Here is a 17,758-nt window from a genome sequence, read left to right as displayed (position 1 = left end):
CGGTAATCTGCGCACGCTAAGCCTGATGATGGAAGGTGACCGGTGCGTAGACGTGCCTTGTTCAAGGCGGCTGGCACGGCCGCCCTGCTCGGTGCTGTGGGATCGATGACGGGGACCGGTGCGGCGTCCGCGGATCCGATGTGGGAGGCCCTGTTCCACGCTTGGGTTCCGGAGATCTTCGCCCCGATTCCCGACCCGCCGGAGCACTCGCCCGCGATCGTCGTCGGCTCGGGCTTCGGCGCCGCGGTGTCCGCGTTGCGCCTGGCCGAGGCCGGGGTGGCCACCACCGTGCTGGAGCGCGGTTCGCGCTGGCCGAACGACCCGTGGCGGGAGATCTTCACCGGCGACGACCTCCCCGACGGTCGCGGCTTCTGGCACCGCACCAACTTCACCGGCGTCACCAAGGTGCCGATGCATTTCGCCAGTTTCGGCGGCGTGCTGGACTGCACCGAGTATCCGGGCATCGACGTCTGGCGCGCGGCTGCCGTCGGCGGCGGTTCGGTGATCTTCAGCGGCGCCATGATCGCCCCGGAGCGCCGCTTCTTCGACCACGTCTTCGGTGGCGGCGTCGACTACGGCGAGATGGAGCGCGTCTACTACCCGCGCGTGCGCCAGATGTTGCGGCTGAGCCCGATGCCCGCGGACATCTACAACTCCTCGCCGTTCGCGCACTCCCGCGCCTGGGACGACCAGGTGCGCAAGGCAGGCTATCAACCCCAGGCCAACGACTCGATTTTCAACTGGGACATCCTGCGCGCCGAATTGGCCGGAGCGTCAAGGGCTTCCGCGACGGCGGCCAGGAGCAATCTGGGCAACTCCAACGGCGCCAAGTTCGACCTGAATCAGAACTACCTGGCATACGCACAGGGCACCGGCCGGTGCGGAGTCTTCCCCGGCCACCGAGTCGACGCCATCGCGCAGGAATCCGGCGGCCGCTACGCGGTCACCGTGGCGAAGCTGTCGCCGACCGGTGACGTGTTGTCCACCCGCACCCTCACCTGTGATCGGCTCTTCCTCGGCGCCGGGTCGATCGGTACCTCCGAACTGCTGGTCCGTGCGCAGGCCACCGGCGCGCTACCGAACCTGAACGAACACGTCGGCGACGGGTGGGGCACCAACGGTGACGTGGTCCTGGCTCGCGGGGCCAGCGCGCTGGCCGGTCAGGGTCAAGGCGTGCCGAGCGCGAGCCGGATCTTCGACGAGTCCGCCGTGCCGCTGACCCTGGAGAGCTGGTACATCCCCGGCATCCCGTTCGAGACCGGCGCGCTCGCCTCGCTCGGCATGGTGCTCGACTCGACCCGCACCCGGTTCGGCTACGACCGGGCCACGAACCGAGTCGGGCTGAGCTGGTCGGTCAAGAACCGGGACGAGACGGTCGCGCTGGCCCGCGCGGTCGACCACCGGATCGCCGAACGCGCGGACGCCCTCGTCGAGTACAGCGCCCTCGGCTACGACGCGAACGCGCTGTTCACCGCGCATCCACTCGGTGGGGCGGTGCTCGGGCGCGCCACCGACGGCTACGGCCGGGTGCACGGTCACCCCGGCCTCTACGTGATGGACGGCGCCGCGATACCCGGCAGCACCGGAACGGTCAACCCGTCGCTGACCATCGCCGCGCTGGCCGAACGCAATATCGAGGCGATCGTTCGCACCGGTCGCTGAAATCCGCCTGCGCCGGGCGAAGCGTTCGCCCGGCGTCTTTCCCGGGGGTATCGCCAACCGTGCCGAGCGTGCTTTCCGCGTACTAATGTCGGCGGCACCGTTCGGCGTCGAAGGGAACCGCAGTGTCCGCTCCCAGCTCGGGTATCGAGAGCTCCTCCGTCGAGCGATACGGTCTGCGGGACGCGCCGGAGCCGCAGGACTATCCGCGCAAGCCGCCCATGCTCTGGACCGATTTCCTGATGCTGGCGCTGGCCATCGTGTCCGTGGCGCTGGTCGCCTGGATCACCTTCTTCCCGGTCTCCGGGCACACCTACCACGTGGTCGTGGTCGTCGACTGGACGTTGTGCGGGGTGTTCGCGATCGAGTTCCTGTGGCGCTGGCGCCGCGCGGGCTGGCCGTGGACCTTCCCGTTCATCTATTGGTACGAGGTCGTCGGCATGATCCCGGTGACCAGCCCGTTCTTCCGCGGCTTCCGATTGTTGCGGGTCGTGGTGATCGGCGTCCGGCTGGCCCGGGTGGCCGACCGGGTGTTCGGCGACCGAGTGACCGCCGCGGTGGTGAACCGGTTCGTGGCGACCATCGTCGACACCATCCGCCGTCCGATGACGATCGCGGTGATGGACGAGGTGGCCGAGGTGCTGCGCACCGGCCACTACACCCGCAACATCGCGGCCGCCCTGGAGGAGAACCGCGCCGAGCTGGACGAGATGATCGTGGAGTTGATCAAGAAGGACCCGCAGGCGGGACGGGTGCGCTACATCCCGTTCCACGACGAGATCATCCGGCTGATCGCCGACACCACGTTCCGCATCGTGTTCCAGGTGCTGGAGGATCCGCGCACCGACGAACTCGTCGCGGACGTGCTGCGGGAGAACATCGATCAGATCCGCGACGCGGTTCGCGACGGTGTGCGGGTGCCGCCGTCCGCGTACGGGCCCACGCCCGACGAGGACTGCGTGCGGCATCGGCTCAATCAGGTACCGCGTGCCTGATCGCGTCCCGCGGCTGTGCCAAACGCACGGTCTCCCAAGCGATCAGCGCGACCATGACGCCGCACAGCAGGGCCAGCGAAGCCAGCGCGGGCAAGGCGCAGGCCAACGGGATGAGCGCCAGCAGCACCACGATGGCGACCACGCGCGGCGCCGTGACGGTGCGCGTGGCGTAGTGCTTGAAACCCACCAGCGCGATCAGATACAGCACGACGCCGCCGTAGAGGGCGTAGAGCGGAATTCCGTACAGCGCGTCCTTCAAAGTGTGGTGTGCGGAATCCCCGACGTAGTACAGGACCTTCTTCAGCCCCAGCGACAGCGCGATGATCCCGACGATCATCGGGAAATGCCAGAAGGTGTAGGACGCCTGCGCGATCTTGATCTGCCGCTTGCCCTCGGCGTGGACCAGTTCGTGCTCCACCGCCAGGGCCGCGACGTCGAAATACGCCCACCACAGCAGACCGGAAATGGCGAGGCCGAGCAGCGAGCCGAGCGCGATCGGCCAGGAGATCGGCAGGCCGGCCACCCCGATACCGATCGAGACGATCGATTCACCGAGCGCGACGATGATGATCAGCCCGTATCGCTCGACGAAATGGGTGGCCGAATTCAACCGCCAATCGGTGCCCGCGAACAGTGTCCAGAGGTAGTCGCCCGCGATCGCGGCTATCCACAGCGCGATCTGCACGCGACCGGTGGTCATGGCGGCGACGACGAGCAATGTGGTGCCGAGGGTGATCGACCCGAGCGCCCAGCGCAGCAGCTGGCCGCGCAATTGCGCATCCTCGGAACTGGCCAGCCAGAACATCCCGAAATGCACCAACCGCACGATCAGGTACGCGACGGCGAAGACCAGCGGACCGAACCATCCTCCGGCCAGATCTCGGAACGCCTCCGGGATGGTGAGCGCGGCGAGGAAGGCGCCGCCCATCGCGGCGAACATCGCGACCCGCGCGATGCCCTCGTCGGCGCGGACGACGTTGCCGAGCCAGGAATAGGCGATCCACAGCCACCACATCACCGCGAGCACCAGCAGCCCGCGCAGCATGTTCTTCGCGCTGGTCTCCTCCGCGACCAAGCCGGTGACCATGGTGAACGCGAAGACGAGCACCAGGTCGAAGAACAACTCGAGCTGGGTCACCGACGCGCCTTCGGCCATCGGCTGGAACCGCACCCGTTTGGAACCGATCATGCGCTCATCGTCGCACCCCGGCCGATTCCGCGCCGGTCCGCTGCTTCGCCCGGCGGCCGATTTCGCGCAGAGCGCAGCCGTCCGCGCTATACGGGTTGATAGGTCTCCGTTTCGGGGAACCGCTCGGCGAAATCTATGAAGCACTCCACGACCACCTCGTTGGCCTTGCGGAAAGTGCGTTTGAGCAGAAATCCGGGAACCGGGAGGGGCAGATAGAGCTCGACGTGGTACCAGACGTGCGTGCCGTCGACGCTGTCGGTCACCTCGAAAAAACCGCCGCCCCGCACGCCCCTGGTGCTGTCGGCGACGATCCAGGAGGACCGGTCGTCGGTCCAATCATATTCCAGCACTTGCAAATCCGAGCTGCCGAGCAGCTCCGCCTTGAGGAAGACCCGCCGGGGTCTGCGTCGGGCGTCGCGGGTCGCGACCCGGACGTCGCTGTAGGACGACGACCATTCCGGAAGCGCTTCGACGTCGGTCAGGGCGTCCATGACCTGTCCGGGATCGGTGTCGACGAAGAATCGGATATCCGTTTTGGTGCGCATGGCATACCTCCGACACCCGGATGGACAAGTCCGGCCGATTGTCTCCGTGATTTGTCCGGTTCGTCAACCTGACTGTGCCAGACCACATCTCGGTTACCGGGATAACGTGCCGTTATCTGCTCGAGATCGGCGATCGGGCAACCGCCGGAACAACTTCCGTCCGGAAGGACGGGCTCGGCCGAGGTTCGCGCGCCTACGATCGGATCCGAATGGGCGCCGGTATCCGGCGCCTTCGGTACGGGCGGGAGGATGTCATGAAATACGCCGAACTGCTGGCGCAGGCGCGCGACGCGATCACGGTGCGCCGGGTTTACGGCGACCCCTACGAATCCGGCGGCGCGATAGTCATTCCCGCCGCCTCGGTCGGGGGTGGCGGTAGTGGCGGCGGCGGTACCGGGAACAGCGTCGACGGGGACGGCTCCGGCGAAGGCGTGGCGTTCGGTGTGGGCGCCAAGCCGGTCGGCGCTTACGTGCTGCGCGATGGACGGCTGACCTGGCATCCGGCCGTCGACGTCAACGCGATCATCGAGACGGCGGGCAAGGTGCTGATCGCGGCCATCCTGGCTTTCGCGCTGGCCCGGCGCGCCAAACGAAGCGCCTGAGCGAGACGGGCGCAGTTCCCCGTCGGTGAGCGCCGGGCCGGGCGCGGGCGAGGCCGCCCAGCGCTCGGTCCGGCGCGGCGGTCATTCCGACGTGGCGGGCTCGACGATCGCGTCGGGCCCTGGATACACCAGTGACTCGTGACCGTCGGAGAAGCGCACCACGTAGGGCGGCGTCCCGTCCGGCCCGCGGACCTCGATGATCTCGGCCAGGTGATCCACTTCTCCCACCACGTGTCCGTGCACGCAGAGTCGATCTCCTACATGTGCGATCATCGCCCCATTATCGAACGGAGTGCTGCGCGTCACAACCACTCAGCGAAGGCGCACGGGATCCGATCACGGTCATCCGCGCTCATCACACGGTCGACCGCGGCTTCGATCAGTGCCCGGCTCCGCTCCGTGGTGACCACGGCGGACCGCTCGGCAGTTGAAAGAACTCCGCTTGTAGTACTACGTGTCAAGCGCTGCGGCGGGAGCACAGCGCTTGTTTTTTCCCGGTGCGGCGCGAAGAGTTCGGCAACGGCGCGCAGGTCGCCCGGCTCACGCGGGCCCGAATTTCCATCCGAGTCCCCCGGGACGCTGCCCACGCCCGCGCGGCCACACGTCGGCCCGGCGGAGTCGGGCCGGGTCATCACGCCGGTGTTGGGCTTGTCCGGGCCGCGGTCTGCCCCGGACATTCGTCGCCTCGGCCGGAGGGGCCCGGTCAGCTCGCGTCGGTGAGGAACGACAGCCGCACCTGCCGGTCCGGGTTGTCGACATTGAGATCGACCAGCGCGATCGACTGCCAAGTACCCAGGGCGAGCTTTCCGCCGAGTACCGGAACGGTCGCGTAGGGCGGGATGAGGGCGGGCATCACGTGCGAACGCCCGTGTCCGCGCGAGCCGTGCGCGTGCCGCCACCGGTCGTCGGCGGGCAGGAGATCACGCAGCGCGGCCAGCAGATCGTCGTCGCTGCGCGCGCCGAGTTCCATGATCGCGATTCCGGCCGTGGCATGCGGCACGAAGACGTGCAGCAGCCCGTCACCGCCCGCTTCTCGCGCGAATGTCGCGCACTGCGGCGTGATGTCCTGTACCACTTCACTGTGGCCCGTTCTCACCTCGAGCAGCGTGCTCTTCATGCGCCCATCGTCCCCCATCCGCGGCGGCCCGCGCGGCGCGATCGGGATCGGATGCGGCTGTGTGCTTTTCCACAAGCCGGGTAGGTAGCGGCAAAACCGCTGGCCCCGGCCGGTACCCTGGATGACTGTTACCAGTTTGTTGTCGATCTTGGAGGACCCTGTCGTGGCTCTCGTGGTTCAGAAGTACGGAGGATCCTCGGTAGCGACCGCCGAGCGGATCCGGCGCGTCGCTGAACGGATCGTGGAGACCAAGAAGCAAGGCCACGACGTGGTGGTGGTCTGCTCCGCCATGGGTGACACCACCGACGAGCTGCTCGATCTCGCTCAGCAGGTGGCGCCGTCGCCGCCTGCCCGCGAGATGGACATGCTGCTCACCTCGGGTGAGCGCATCTCCAACGCGCTGGTGGCCATGGCCATCCACTCCCTCGGCGCGGAGGCCCGCTCGTTCACCGGCTCGCAGGCGGGCGTGATCACGACGGGCGCGCACGGCAACGCGAAGATCATCGACGTGACCCCCGGCCGCGTCCGCGACGCACTGGACGAGGGCCTCGTGGTGCTGGTCGCAGGCTTCCAGGGCGTGAGCCAGGACAGCAGGGACGTCACCACGCTGGGCCGCGGTGGCTCCGACACTACAGCGGTCGCGCTGGCCGCCGCGCTGGACGCGGACGTCTGCGAGATCTACACCGACGTGGACGGCGTCTTCACCGCCGACCCGCGGATCGTGCCCGACGCGCAGCGGCTCGAGCAGGTCTCCTACGAGGAGATGCTGGAACTGGCGGCCTGCGGGGCCAAGGTGCTGATGCTGCGCTGCGTCGAATACGCCCGCCGCTACAACGTGCCCGTGCATGTGCGCTCGTCCTACACCGACAAGCAGGGCACCTACGTTTACGGATCGATGGAGGACATCCCCTTGGAGCAAGCAATCCTCACTGGCGTCGCGCACGACCGCAGCGAGGCCAAGGTGACCGTGGTCGGCCTGCCGGACGAACCGGGCTACGCCGCCAAGGTGTTCCGCGCCGTGGCCGACGCGGAGATCAACATCGACATGGTCCTGCAGAACATCTCGAAGGTCGAGACGGGCAAGACCGACATCACTTTCACGCTGCCGAAGACCGAGGGCGCCCGCGCGGTCGAGATGCTGACCAAGCGCCAGTCCGAGATCGGTTTCTCCCAGGTGCTCTACGACGACCACATCGGCAAGGTCTCGCTGGTCGGCGCGGGCATGAAGAGCCATCCCGGCGTCACCGCCACGTTCTGTGAGGCGCTGGCCAAGGCGGGCGTCAACATCGATCTCATCTCCACCTCCGAGATCCGGATCTCCGTGCTGGTCAAGGACACCGAGCTGGACGAGGCGGTCAAGGTGCTGCACAGGGCGTTCGACCTGGGCGGCGACGAGGTCGCGGTGGTCCACGCGGGAACGGGGCGATAGGTCATGGGTATTCGCGTAGGAGTCGTCGGCGCGACCGGGCAGGTCGGCGCCGTGATGCGGAAACTGCTGGAGGAGCGCAACTTCCCGGCCGACGAGGTGCGGTTCTTCGCCTCGGCTCGTTCGGCGGGCAAGACGCTGCCCTGGCGCGGCCGCGAGATCGTCGTCGAGGACACCGAGACCGCCGATCCGTCCGGCTTGGACATCGCCTTGTTCTCCGCGGGCGCCACCATGTCCCGCGTGCAGGCGCCGCGCTTCGCCGCCGCGGGAGTCACGGTGATCGACAACTCCTCGGCGTGGCGCAAGGATCCCGAGGTCCCGCTGGTGGTCAGCGAGGTCAACCCGGAGCAGGCGCGCAACCTGGTCAAGGGCATCATCGCCAACCCGAACTGCACCACGATGGCCGCCATGCCGGTGCTCAAGCCGCTGCACGACATCGCCGGTCTGCGCCGCTTGATCGTCTCCAGCTACCAGGCGGTCTCCGGCAGCGGGCTGGCCGGTGTCGAAGAGTTGGCGAGCCAGGCCCGCGCGGTGATCGATGACGCCGAGAAGCTGACCCACGACGGCCGCGCCGTCGACTTTCCCGCGCCGAACAAGTACGTCGCGCCGATCGCGTTCAACGTGCTTCCGCTGGCCGGTTCGCTGGTCGACGACGGCTCTGGCGAGACCGACGAGGACCAGAAGCTGCGCAACGAGAGCCGCAAGATCCTCGGCATCCCGGATCTCGCGGTGAGCGGCACCTGCGTGCGCGTGCCGGTCTTCACCGGCCACTCGCTCTCGGTGAACGCCGAATTCGCCGAGCCGCTCTCGGTCGAGCACGCCAAGGAGATCCTTGCCAAGGCTCCCGGCGTGAAGCTGGTCGACGTGCCTACCCCGCTCGCCGCGGCGGGCGTCGACGATTCGCTCGTCGGCCGCATCCGCCAGGACCCGGGCGTGCCGGACGGTCGCGGGCTCGCGCTGTTCATCTCCGGCGACAACCTGCGAAAGGGCGCTGCGCTCAACACCATTCAGATTGCCGAGGTACTCCTCAGCGACCGCTGAGACGTTTCTCGATCGAACGGGCCGTGGACTTTCCGCGGCCCGTTCGTCGTTTCCCGCATTCGCGCGAGCGCGCCCAGCGTGGATGATGCCGCCGGTGCTGTTGGCGGCTTCATGTCGCTGGTATCCGCGCTGTCCTGGTCGCCGATCGGGCGGCCTGCCGCCGGGAGGCGCTTCGGCGATGGATCAGCGGGCCCGCAGTCCGTCGAAGACGACGGCGAAGGTGCGTTCGCGCTGCGCTGGAGTAGCGGCGGTGCCGTGGGTGGCGAGGAAGGCGCCCTTGATGAGGCGCATCAGGTCCTCGACCTCGATGTCGGTGCGCACGCCGCCCGCCTCCTGCGCGCGGGTGAGCAGCGTGCCGATGGCCGAATTCAGTTCGTGCACCGGCCGGAGATATTCCGGGGCGTCCTGCCCGCCTACGGCATCGGCGAGATCACGCTTGACGCTGCCCTCCGCCACGAGCTGGGCCAAGAAGTCGAAGAACGCGGTCACCGGTTCCGCGGCGTCGGCCGATTCCCTTGCCAGCGCGATGATCCGGTCGACCCGATCCACGATCGCCGCCTCGAACAGCGCTTCCTTGGTGGGGAAGTGTCGGTAGACGGTGCCCGCGCCTACGCCGGCCCGCCGCGCGATCTCGTCCAGCGGCACCGAGAGTCCTTCCGCCGCGAACGCTTCCTGCGCGGCTGCCAGGACCCGCTCGCGGTTACGGCGAGCGTCGGCGCGCAGCGGTCGGCGCTCGGGTTCGGTCACGAGGACCGAGTCTACTGTTGACAAACGGGGCGCTCGTTCCGAAAAATAAGCGGGTCCTGCGTTCCGCTTATCTGGAGGTTTGTGATGGCTGCTGATTCGTCCGTGCGAAGCCCGCGCGAATTGGTCGAGCGGTTGTTCGGTGAGCTACCGGCCCGTGACCCCGATGCGTTCGTCGCGCTGCTCGCGCCCGACGCGGTGTTCGAAATCCCGTTCGCGATCCCCGGCCACCCGACCCACTTGGAGGGCCGCGAAGCGATCCGCGAGCACCTGGCGCAACGATGGTCGGGCCTGTCCGGAATCGAAGTGCACGCGATCCACCCGCAGGTCTACGAGACCACCGATCCCGAAGTGCTGCTCGTGGAGAACGAGGTCGACATGACCATCCCTGGATCCGGCCGCGCCCGAAGGCGCACCTCCGTCAACGTCGTCCGGGTCCGCGACGGCCAAGTGGTGCTCTTCCGCGACTACATGGACACCGCCCGCTTCGCCCGCCTGGCCGCGGACTGAAAATGGCCTCGCCCGGCGCGGGGCGGGGCTGTTAGCCTGCGCCGATGGCGAATCCACATCCTCACGTGTATCTCGGCGACCGGATCGTCGCGGCCGAAGCGGCCACGGTGGGCGTCGCATCGTCGGCGGTGTTGTACGGACTCAGCGTCTACACCGTGTTCCCGGTGCACGTCGATGGGGCAGCGCGTACGGCGTTTCGTTTGGACGACCATTTCCGTCGGCTCGAGGAGTCCTGCAAGATCATCGGGATCGATCGATTCGCGCAGGAGTGGGATTACGCGCGTTTCCGTGCGGCCGTCGTGGAGTTGATCGCCGCGAATGCTCCGCGTGAGGACGTTTTCGTGCGTGCGACGGTGCACGTGGTCGAGTCCATTCCGGGCACGCGGGTGCGGGGCTGCGCCATTCGGGTCAGCATCTTCGTCTACGACGCGGTGCCCATCGTGCCGCAGGACGGTATGCGCCTGAAATCCAGTCCGTGGCGGCGCATTCCGGACAACGCGATTCCCTCCCGCGCGAAAGTCAACGGCGCGTACGTGAACTCGGTGCTGGCCAAGCAGGACGCGATCGACAGCGGCTACGACGACTGTGTCTTCCTCGACGGCAACGGGCACGTCTGCGAACTCAGCGCGGCGAACATCTTCCTGGTCCGCAACGGCACGTTGATCACGCCCGACGTCTCCTGCGACATCCTCGACGGCATCAACCGCAGGACCGTTCTCACCTTGGCGGCGGAGGACGGCATCCCGGTGGTGGAACGCACCGTGGATCTCACCGAGTTGTACATCGCCGAAGAAGTGTTCGTCACCGGCACATCATCCGGTGCCGCGCCGGTCGTCGAGGTGGACGGCCGCCTGGTCGCCGAGGGCGTCCCCGGCCCGATCTCCCAGGCGCTGCGCAAACGCCACCATGCGGCATTGCGCACCGACGACGTGCACGGCTGGGTCACGGATCTGTCCGCGACCAGGTAGCGGCTCGTTCAGCGGATGGCAGGGGTGCGCGGGTCGGGTCCCAGGCAGACCAGGATGGCGCAGCCCGGCGGGACGTCCGCGAACGGCGGATCCAGCGGGTGGCTCAGGCAAGCGAAGACGTTGCAGCCCGGATAGGCGGCGGGACCGAGGCCGAATACCGCGATCAGGATGTCCGTGTCGACGAAACGGCGTGGGTCCAGCCGCAGCGGCGGCTCAACGTACGGTCCCGGGTCGGGTACCGGCCGGTCGTAGAACGCGTCGAACACTTTGCGGAAGAACTCGTAGGGCAATTCCTGGGTGTTCTGCACGACTCCGGACACGCCCTGGCTGCTGACGTTCCCGAAGACGCCGGTCCACACCACGGTGAGGTCGAGGCTGGGTATGACGAAGACGTTCTGCATGCCGAGGCCGGCCATCGCGTACACGTCGTGGGGCAGGAAGTCGGCGATTTCGGCGCAACCGCCACCGAGCCAGAACAGGTAGCCGTAGCACGCGTTCGTGGGTGAGGGCGTGCGCGCCTTGCGCAGGTAGTCGCGGGAGACGATCTGCTGCGCTCCCCAGTGCCCGTCGTTGCTCACCAGGAGTCCGAGCTTCGCGAAATCGTTCGGCGGGATCATCAAGTGCGCGTAGCCGTAGGTGTGCCCGGATCGGTCCTGGGCCCAGTAATAGTCCCCGCGAGGAATTCCGAGCGGATCGAACAGTTCGCGCTGCGCGAAATCTTGCAGGGGTTCGCCGACGGCCAGCTCCAGCACGTAGGCCAAGAGATCGACATTGCGCTGGCTGTAGGTGAAGACGGTGCCCGGCGGGTTGTCCAGCGGCACGCCCAGCGCCTGCACCGCGCTGTCCGGGTCGACCGGGATCACGCCGGTGACGCCCTCGGTCAGCACGCCGACCCGCATGCCCGAGGTCTCGGTGAGCAGATTCTCGACGGTGATCGACCGGTGCTCCGCATCACCGAGCCCGGCGGGCAGATAGCGGTCGATGGGCGCGTGGAGATCGAGTTTTCCTTGGTCCCACCCGATTCCGGCGAGCAGCGAGACGACGCTCTTGGTCGCACTCCAGATATTCCACGCCACGTTGCCGGTCTGGTCGTTCGTCGGTCCCTCGCCGATGAGGCAGTTGTGCCGGAACACCTGCACATTGAAGCGGTTTCGGCCGTTCGCGAAGGTCAGCGCATCCCGCAGTTTCGCGGAATCCAAACCGACTTGTTCGGGTGCCGCCCGCTCCAGATCGCGCCCCGAGGTGACCGCGCACCGCACCTCGTCGCCGGTCGCGGCGGCCGCGCCTCCGGCGAAGACGTTGCCCGCCACCAGCGAAACCGCCGCGATTCCCGCCAGGAATCCACCGAAACGCCCCATGTGCAAAAGGCTAGCGCCCTTTGGCCTGTTCACGCGGTAAACAGGCGGGGAACTGGACATCTGATCTTCGCAACGAGACGCTGACGGGACAGGGGCGTTTGCCGGGTCGGTGCCGGACAGATGGGGCGCGGCACAAGCGGAGCCTGCCGAGCCGGGCGCGAGGAGCCGTTGTCGGTCGGATGGCTCGGTCGACTGCGTCGCGTCTCTCCGGTCGGCAAGCTATCGGTAGGGGACTGGCATATCGCGCCATTCGCCATGGTTGGGCGACGACGGCCCGCTGTGCGGCCGTTTCGGCGGTGGTGCTCACCCGATGTCTACAGCGCAAGGCCAAGGGAGGTCGGTGGGCCAGTCGAGCGGCTCGGTGGACGGCCCGATCTTCAGCGGTAGCGCTTGCCCGACACATACAGCGCCGCGCCGACGAGGAGCGCGCCGAGCCCGGAGAGAACGGAGCCGAGGGGCAGCGCGAATCCGACGACGACGCACCCCACCGCGCCGACCACGGGAATCCACCGGGGCGGCCGATTCTCCTCGACGGTCAGTGTGGCGGCGGAGAGGTTGGCGATCAAGTAGTAGAAGAGCACCGTGAACGAGGAGAACCCGATGGCCGCGCGTACATCGAAGAGCGCGGCGACCACGGCGACGATCGCGCCGACCACCAGTTCGGCGCGGTGCGGCACCCCGAACCGCGGATGCACGGCGGCGAGCGCCCCCGGCAGATAGCGGTCCCGCGCCATGGCCAGCATCGTGCGGGATACGCCGAGGATCAGGGCGAGCAGCGATCCGGCCGCCGCGAGCACCGCGCCGATTCGCACCACCGGCGCGGCAGCGGGAACGCCCGCCGCGCTGACCATTCGCGCCAGCGGGTCGGCCGCCTCGGCTAGTCCGGCGGAGCCGAGCACGCTCAGCGTCGCGACCGCGACCAGCGTGTAGACCGCGAGCGCGAGTGCGAGCGCGATCATGATGGCGCGGGGGATGGTGCGTTGCGGTTCGCGCACCTCCTCACCGAGCGTGGCGATGCGTGCGTACCCAGCGAACGCGAAGAACAGCAGTCCCGCCGCCGTGAGCACGTCGCGCGGACCGACCCGGCCGGGCAAGGCAGTTGCCGCCGAATGCGTTCCGAACAGCCCGATCACGACCACCACGGCGAGCACCGCGAGCACTACCGCGACGAGCACCCGAGTCGCGAACGCCGACTTCTGCACGCCCGTGTAATTGATCGCGGTGATCGCCACCACCGCGCCCACCGCCACGGCGTGCGCCCGCTCGGGCCAGGCATAGCTACCGACCGTCAGCGCCATCGCCGCACAAGAGGCCGTCTTCCCTACGACGAACCCCCACCCCGCGAGATATCCCCAGAACGGTCCGAGCCGCTCCCGCCCATACACATAGGTGCCGCCGGAAACGGGGTATCGCGCCGCCAGCCGCGCGGACGACGTCGCGTTGCAATACGCCAGCACCGCCGCCACCGCGAGCGCCACCAGCAACCAACTCCCAGCCGACGCGGCCGCAGGCGCGAGCGCCGCGAATATCCCCGCACCCACCATCGCCCCCAGCCCGATGACCACCGAATCGGCGAGCCCGAGCCGTCGACGCAAAACCCCATCTCGCGACGCCATCACCGCATCCTCCCCCACCACCCCCGCCCTCGCAGCGCGACGCTGCGAGTGGCACATGGTCGCGGCAGAACGCGAGAAGCCCGCACAACCAGGTCCCACTCGTGGGGTGGAGACCGCTGGAAGCGACAGCGCCGCCAGGTCGGAATGACCTGGCGGCGCTGTGGGCTGGGACACCGTGCTGGTGTCTGTAACCGTCGACGCCCCACAAGCGCCTCTCGGCGGGTGGTCGCTCGTAGCGACAAAGGGTGCGGCCCGGGGCTGTCCGGACGCCGACGGTGGGTGTCGACGCCCCACAAGCGCCTCTCGGCGGGTGGTCGCTCGAAGCGACAAAGGGTGCGGCCCGGGGCTGTCCGGACGCCGACAGGGGGTTCAACCACGCACTCGCGGAAGCTATTCCGGGAGAATTTTGTGACGCTCGCCACTCGATGCGTCGATGTGGTGTGCCGCGCGGTGCGACCCGTTGTGGAGGAATTTCCTGGAGTGATTCCAATCGCTTTTCTTGACTGATTCCAGAAAGTGGCCAGAATCGAAGTATGCACACCAACGGCACTGCTCCCCGCGAGTGGTTGCGAGCAGCGGGTTTGCGGGTCACCGCCCCGCGGCTCGCGGTACTGGACGCGGTCGCGGCACGCCCGCATTCGGATGCCGACGCGGTAGCCGCCACCGTCCGGCAAAAGCTCGGCTCGGTATCCACTCAGGCTGTCTACGACGTGTTGCACGCTTGCGTGCGCGCCGGAATCCTGCGGCGGATCGAGCCCGCGGGTTCGTCCGCGCTGTACGAGACCCGCATCGGCGACAACCACCACCATCTGGTGTGCCGCAGCTGCGGTGCGGTCGTGGATGTCGACTGCGCCGTGGGCCGAGCCCCATGCCTGGCCCCTTCGGACGCGCACGGATTCGTGGTCGATGAAGCCGAGGTCGTCTTCTGGGGACGGTGCCCGTCCTGCCGTTCCGAGTAGCGGTCCATACACCCGGGTCGGTCCCATCCCGGGAAACGATGTTCACCAGCCGAGGAGTCTCCTGTGACCGAACCGACAACCACGAACACCGGCATCCCGGTCCAAAGCGACGACGAATCGCTCACCGCGGGCGCGCAGGGCCCGATCCTGCTGCACGACCACTACCTCATCGAGAAGCTGGCCCAGTTCAACCGCGAACGGGTGCCGGAACGCATCGTGCACGCGAAGGGCTCGGGCGCATACGGTGAGCTGGTCGTGACCAACGACGTCAGCCGATACACCAAGGCGAAGCTGTTCCAGCCCGGTGCGCGCACCGAGTCGCTCGCGCGGTTCTCCACTGTGGCCGGTGAGCAGGGCAGCCCGGACACCTGGCGTGATCCGCGCGGATTCGCGGTGAAGTTCTACACCGAGGACGGCAACTACGACCTCGTCGGCAATAACACGCCGATCTTCTTCATCAAGGACCCGATCAAGTTCCCCGACTTCATCCGCTCGCAGAAGCGCCTGCCCGGTAACGGGCTTCGCGACCACAATATGCAGTGGGATTTCTGGACCCTGCGTCCGGAGACCGCGCACCAGGTGACCTGGTTGATGGGCGATCGCGGCATCCCGAAGAGCTATCGGCACATGAACGGCTACGGTTCGCACACCTACCAGTGGATCAACGCCGCGGGCGAGCGTTTCTGGGTCAAATACCACTTCAAGACCGACCAAGGCATCGAGTTCCTGACCCAGGCCGACGCCGACCGGATCGCGGGGGAGGACGCCGATTACCACCGCAAGGACCTGTGGGAGGCGATCGAGCGCGGCGACTACCCGAGCTGGACGGTCTACGTGCAGGTCATGCCGGTGGCGGAGGCCGCGGGCTACCGGTTCAACCCGTTCGACCTGACCAAGGTGTGGTCGCACAAGGACTACCCCCTGATCGAGGTCGGCAAGTGGACGCTGAACCGCAACCCGCGCAACTACTTCGTCGACATCGAGCAGGCCGCGTTCGAGCCCTCGAATGTCGTTCCCGGCATCGGCTTCTCGCCGGACAAGATGCTGCTCGGCCGCGTCTTCGCCTACGCGGACGCGCACCGCTACCGCATCGGCACGAACTACGCGCAGCTGCCGCCGAACCAGGCAAGGGCGGCGGAGGTGAACTCCTATTCCAAGGAGGGCGCCATGCGGTACTACTACAACGAACCGAATGTGCCGGTGTACGCACCGAATTCGTTCGGTGGACCGCACGCCGACCCGGAAAGGTCTCAGGACGACGGCATCTGGGACTTCGATCCGGCCATCGTGCGAGCCGGTTACCTCCAGCATGCCGAGGACGGCGATTTCACCCAGGCGGGCATTCTCGTGCGCGAGGTACTCGATGACGCGCAGCGGAAGCGGTTGGTGGACAACATCGTCGGCCACGTACTCGGCGGTGTCCGGGAGCCGGTGCTGAGCCGGGTCTTCCAGTACTGGAAGAACGTGGACGCCGATCTCGGCAAGCGTGTCGAAGAGGGCGTGCGCGCGGGGCTCGACGGCTCGCAGAGCTGAGAAATCCGCATCGAAGGCAGGTGTGTGGCGTCGCGCACCTGCCTTCGGCGTGTCCGGCCGATCCTGTTTGCCCGGTGGGTGCTCGGATGTCAGAGTGAAGACATGTCTCGGCTGACACGCGACTACCGGGTGGCGCTGGCCGCCGCATTGGCGCTGCTGGCCGGTTGCGGTGCCGAAACCGATGCGACGCAGCCGATCACGACGAGCGTCGAGGCCGGTCCCGCCGCGAACGCGCGCGTGGCGGATCTGGAGGCTCGGTACGGGGCGCAGATCGGGCTGTTCGCGGTAGACACCGGCACCGGCAGGACGGTGACCCACCGCGCCGACGAGCGTTTCCCGTTCCTGTCCACCTTCAAGACGCTCGCGGCGGCCGCGGTGCTGCGAGCGCATCCGCTCGACACGGGATACTTCGATCAAGTGATCCGCTTCCACGAGGCTGATCTGGTCGACAACTCGCCGGTGACCAGCGCCGAACTGGCCGACGGGATGACGCTGGCGCGCGTGGCCGAGGCCGCGATCACCCGCAGCGACAACACCGCGGGCAACCTGTTGCTGCGTGAGATCGGCGGCCCGGCGGGGCTCACGGCGTTTCTTCGCACGCTCGGTGATCCGACCAGCAGGCTCGACCGCTGGGAGACCGAACTCAACACCGCGATCCCCGGTGACGAGCGCGACACCACCACTCCGGCCGCACTGGCCGCGGACTACCGCGTCTTGGCGTTGGGCGACGCGCTCGGCGCCCGGGAACGCGACCAGTTGGCCGTCTGGCTGAAGGCGAACACGACGGGTGGCAAGCGCATCCGGGCGGGGTTGCCCGCCGAGTGGGTCACCGGCGACAAGACGGGCACCGGCTCCTACGGTTCCGCCAACGACGTCGCGATCGTCTGGCCCGAAGGCGGGCGGGCGCCGATCGTGATCGCGATCATGAGCCGCAAACCGGCCGAGGACGCCGAGGTGAACAACGACCTGCTGGCGGAAGTGACGAAGGTGGCCGTAGACCGGCTCCGGTGACACTCGCCGGGTGTGTCGGCCGAAGCGGACGCCGATAGCGAGGCCGGGGACGGGGACCGTGGCGGCACCTCGGCTCGTCGAGGACGAACTCGGTGGCGTCCGGAGGACGAAGATTACGACGACTTGTAGTAGACCTGGCCGGATCGGGCGGCCAGGCTCCGGTCAGCTACAGCAGGCCCCACCAGTAGAGCAGGGTCGCCAGAATCCAGACCACCACGGTTTCCATCGTCGCTCCCAATCTTCTTGGCGCACTTATGACCATCATCCCGCGATCCGGGGCCGGGCGATAGGCGCTAGCGGGGTCACCGCTCGGTCAACCCGCTCATCTGCGATTTCGATCTTGCAAGGTGTTCTTAAGTGCGCGCCAAGCCCGCCCCTGCATTCTTTGTCTCGCGGGAGGGACATACCCAGCACCGCAGGTGCGAACCGAGGAACGACCTGTCTCGAGGGGTGACAGGTCGGGACTCGGGGGTGGTGTCCGCCGG

Annotated in this window: 17 protein-coding genes; 10 read left to right on the top strand and 7 right to left on the bottom strand. The window is 67.7% G+C overall.

Translation table 11 applies throughout. The features are described 5' to 3' along the window. Positions 1 to 42: 42 nt before the first annotated feature. Both AB0L97_RS29680 and AB0L97_RS29675 read left to right on the top strand, forming a co-directional pair. Complete coding sequence (locus tag AB0L97_RS29680) at positions 43 to 1,662, top strand: GMC oxidoreductase (RefSeq protein ID WP_355078708.1); 1,620 nt, start codon at positions 43 to 45, stop codon at positions 1,660 to 1,662. A gap of 122 nt (positions 1,663 to 1,784) precedes the next feature. After that, complete coding sequence (locus tag AB0L97_RS29675) at positions 1,785 to 2,654, top strand: ion transporter (RefSeq protein ID WP_355078707.1); 870 nt, start codon at positions 1,785 to 1,787, stop codon at positions 2,652 to 2,654. On the opposite strand, the gene AB0L97_RS29670 is transcribed toward AB0L97_RS29675, so the two are convergent. After that, complete coding sequence (locus AB0L97_RS29670) at positions 2,632 to 3,843, bottom strand: low temperature requirement protein A (protein WP_356963438.1); 1,212 nt, start codon at positions 3,841 to 3,843, stop codon at positions 2,632 to 2,634. The two genes, AB0L97_RS29675 and AB0L97_RS29670, sit on opposite strands and share 23 nt — an antisense overlap. 86 nt (positions 3,844 to 3,929) lie before the next feature. Further along, on the bottom strand, positions 3,930 to 4,388 hold the full coding sequence (locus AB0L97_RS29665) for an SRPBCC family protein (protein ID WP_355078705.1): 459 nt from the start codon (positions 4,386 to 4,388) through the stop codon (positions 3,930 to 3,932). Positions 4,389 to 4,642: 254 nt separating this feature from the next. Between AB0L97_RS29665 and AB0L97_RS29660 the strand changes: the two genes are divergently transcribed. Beyond that, complete coding sequence (locus AB0L97_RS29660) at positions 4,643 to 4,990, top strand: sporulation protein (protein ID WP_364435883.1); 348 nt, start codon at positions 4,643 to 4,645, stop codon at positions 4,988 to 4,990. Positions 4,991 to 5,071: 81 nt separating this feature from the next. Here the strand turns inward: AB0L97_RS29660 and AB0L97_RS29655 are convergent, their stop codons facing one another. Together AB0L97_RS29655 and AB0L97_RS29650 are read right to left on the bottom strand one after the other, a co-directional pair. Next, on the bottom strand, positions 5,072 to 5,263 hold the full coding sequence (locus AB0L97_RS29655) for a DUF1918 domain-containing protein (protein ID WP_039794508.1): 192 nt from the start codon (positions 5,261 to 5,263) through the stop codon (positions 5,072 to 5,074). 430 nt (positions 5,264 to 5,693) lie between these two features. Next, on the bottom strand, positions 5,694 to 6,107 hold the full coding sequence (locus tag AB0L97_RS29650; protein WP_355078703.1) for a secondary thiamine-phosphate synthase enzyme YjbQ: 414 nt from the start codon (positions 6,105 to 6,107) through the stop codon (positions 5,694 to 5,696). 163 nt (positions 6,108 to 6,270) lie between these two features. Here AB0L97_RS29650 and AB0L97_RS29645 point away from each other — a divergent pair, with 163 nt between their 5' ends. Both AB0L97_RS29645 and AB0L97_RS29640 read left to right on the top strand, forming a co-directional pair. After that, complete coding sequence (locus AB0L97_RS29645) at positions 6,271 to 7,536, top strand: aspartate kinase (protein WP_356963440.1); 1,266 nt, start codon at positions 6,271 to 6,273, stop codon at positions 7,534 to 7,536. A 3-nt stretch (positions 7,537 to 7,539) separates the two neighbouring features. Then, entirely contained in the window at positions 7,540 to 8,574 is a 1,035-nt protein-coding gene (locus AB0L97_RS29640) for an aspartate-semialdehyde dehydrogenase (RefSeq protein ID WP_355078701.1), read from the top strand. Positions 8,575 to 8,757: 183 nt separating this feature from the next. Here AB0L97_RS29640 and AB0L97_RS29635 read toward each other — a convergent pair whose 3' ends face one another. Next, positions 8,758 to 9,321 carry a helix-turn-helix domain-containing protein gene (locus AB0L97_RS29635; RefSeq protein WP_364435876.1) on the bottom strand — a complete coding sequence of 188 codons (564 nt, stop codon included), beginning with the start codon at positions 9,319 to 9,321 and terminating at the stop codon, positions 8,758 to 8,760. An 84-nt stretch (positions 9,322 to 9,405) separates the two neighbouring features. Here AB0L97_RS29635 and AB0L97_RS29630 point away from each other — a divergent pair, with 84 nt between their 5' ends. Both AB0L97_RS29630 and AB0L97_RS29625 read left to right on the top strand, forming a co-directional pair. Beyond that, positions 9,406 to 9,828 (top strand): nuclear transport factor 2 family protein, encoded by a 423-nt coding sequence (locus tag AB0L97_RS29630; protein WP_356963443.1) that lies wholly within the window; start codon positions 9,406 to 9,408, stop codon positions 9,826 to 9,828. A gap of 44 nt (positions 9,829 to 9,872) precedes the next feature. After that, positions 9,873 to 10,796, top strand: coding sequence for an aminotransferase class IV (locus AB0L97_RS29625; protein WP_364435871.1), 924 nt, complete (start codon positions 9,873 to 9,875; stop codon positions 10,794 to 10,796). 8 nt (positions 10,797 to 10,804) lie between these two features. Here AB0L97_RS29625 and AB0L97_RS29620 read toward each other — a convergent pair whose 3' ends face one another. Together AB0L97_RS29620 and AB0L97_RS29615 are read right to left on the bottom strand one after the other, a co-directional pair. Then, entirely contained in the window at positions 10,805 to 12,154 is a 1,350-nt protein-coding gene (locus AB0L97_RS29620) for a serine hydrolase (RefSeq protein WP_355078696.1), read from the bottom strand. A 377-nt stretch (positions 12,155 to 12,531) separates the two neighbouring features. Further along, the gene (locus tag AB0L97_RS29615) at positions 12,532 to 13,770 is read right to left on the bottom strand and encodes an APC family permease (protein ID WP_364435867.1); all 1,239 of its coding nucleotides are present in this window, start codon (positions 13,768 to 13,770) and stop codon (positions 12,532 to 12,534) included. A 533-nt stretch (positions 13,771 to 14,303) separates the two neighbouring features. On the opposite strand from AB0L97_RS29615, the gene AB0L97_RS29610 reads away from it, so the two are divergent. The 3 genes from AB0L97_RS29610 (at position 14,304) to bla (ending at position 17,273) form a co-directional block, all read left to right on the top strand. Next, entirely contained in the window at positions 14,304 to 14,729 is a 426-nt protein-coding gene (locus tag AB0L97_RS29610; RefSeq protein WP_364435864.1) for a Fur family transcriptional regulator, read from the top strand. A 63-nt stretch (positions 14,730 to 14,792) separates the two neighbouring features. After that, positions 14,793 to 16,262: a catalase gene (locus tag AB0L97_RS29605; RefSeq protein ID WP_364435861.1), complete on the top strand. Its 1,470-nt coding sequence runs from the start codon at positions 14,793 to 14,795 to the stop codon at positions 16,260 to 16,262. A gap of 102 nt (positions 16,263 to 16,364) precedes the next feature. Beyond that, positions 16,365 to 17,273, top strand: coding sequence for a class A beta-lactamase (bla, locus tag AB0L97_RS29600; RefSeq protein WP_356963449.1), 909 nt, complete (start codon positions 16,365 to 16,367; stop codon positions 17,271 to 17,273). Positions 17,274 to 17,758 lie beyond the last annotated feature (485 nt).

The sequence above is a fragment of the Nocardia sp. NPDC051911 genome (assembly GCF_040681035.1).
Classification (GTDB): domain Bacteria; phylum Actinomycetota; class Actinomycetes; order Mycobacteriales; family Mycobacteriaceae; genus Nocardia; species Nocardia sichangensis.
Note: the sequence above shows the minus strand (reverse complement) of the source record. Positions and strands in the feature narration are given on the sequence as shown.

Excerpts from the sequence above, each read along its gene's own strand:
- AB0L97_RS29670 (WP_356963438.1), bottom strand. The coding sequence starts at position 3,843 with ATGATCGGTTCCAAACGGGTGCGGTTCCAGCCGATGGCCGAAGGCGCG.
- AB0L97_RS29665 (WP_355078705.1), bottom strand. The coding sequence starts at position 4,388 with ATGCGCACCAAAACGGATATCCGATTCTTCGTCGACACCGATCCCGGA.
- AB0L97_RS29660 (WP_364435883.1), top strand. The coding sequence starts at position 4,643 with ATGAAATACGCCGAACTGCTGGCGCAGGCGCGCGACGCGATCACGGTG.
- AB0L97_RS29655 (WP_039794508.1), bottom strand. The coding sequence starts at position 5,263 with ATGATCGCACATGTAGGAGATCGACTCTGCGTGCACGGACACGTGGTG.
- AB0L97_RS29650 (WP_355078703.1), bottom strand. The coding sequence starts at position 6,107 with ATGAAGAGCACGCTGCTCGAGGTGAGAACGGGCCACAGTGAAGTGGTA.
- AB0L97_RS29640 (WP_355078701.1), top strand. The coding sequence starts at position 7,540 with ATGGGTATTCGCGTAGGAGTCGTCGGCGCGACCGGGCAGGTCGGCGCC.
- AB0L97_RS29630 (WP_356963443.1), top strand. The coding sequence starts at position 9,406 with ATGGCTGCTGATTCGTCCGTGCGAAGCCCGCGCGAATTGGTCGAGCGG.
- AB0L97_RS29625 (WP_364435871.1), top strand. The coding sequence starts at position 9,873 with ATGGCGAATCCACATCCTCACGTGTATCTCGGCGACCGGATCGTCGCG.
- AB0L97_RS29620 (WP_355078696.1), bottom strand. The coding sequence starts at position 12,154 with ATGGGGCGTTTCGGTGGATTCCTGGCGGGAATCGCGGCGGTTTCGCTG.
- AB0L97_RS29615 (WP_364435867.1), bottom strand. The coding sequence starts at position 13,770 with ATGGCGTCGCGAGATGGGGTTTTGCGTCGACGGCTCGGGCTCGCCGAT.
- AB0L97_RS29610 (WP_364435864.1), top strand. The coding sequence starts at position 14,304 with ATGCACACCAACGGCACTGCTCCCCGCGAGTGGTTGCGAGCAGCGGGT.
- bla (WP_356963449.1), top strand. The coding sequence starts at position 16,365 with ATGTCTCGGCTGACACGCGACTACCGGGTGGCGCTGGCCGCCGCATTG.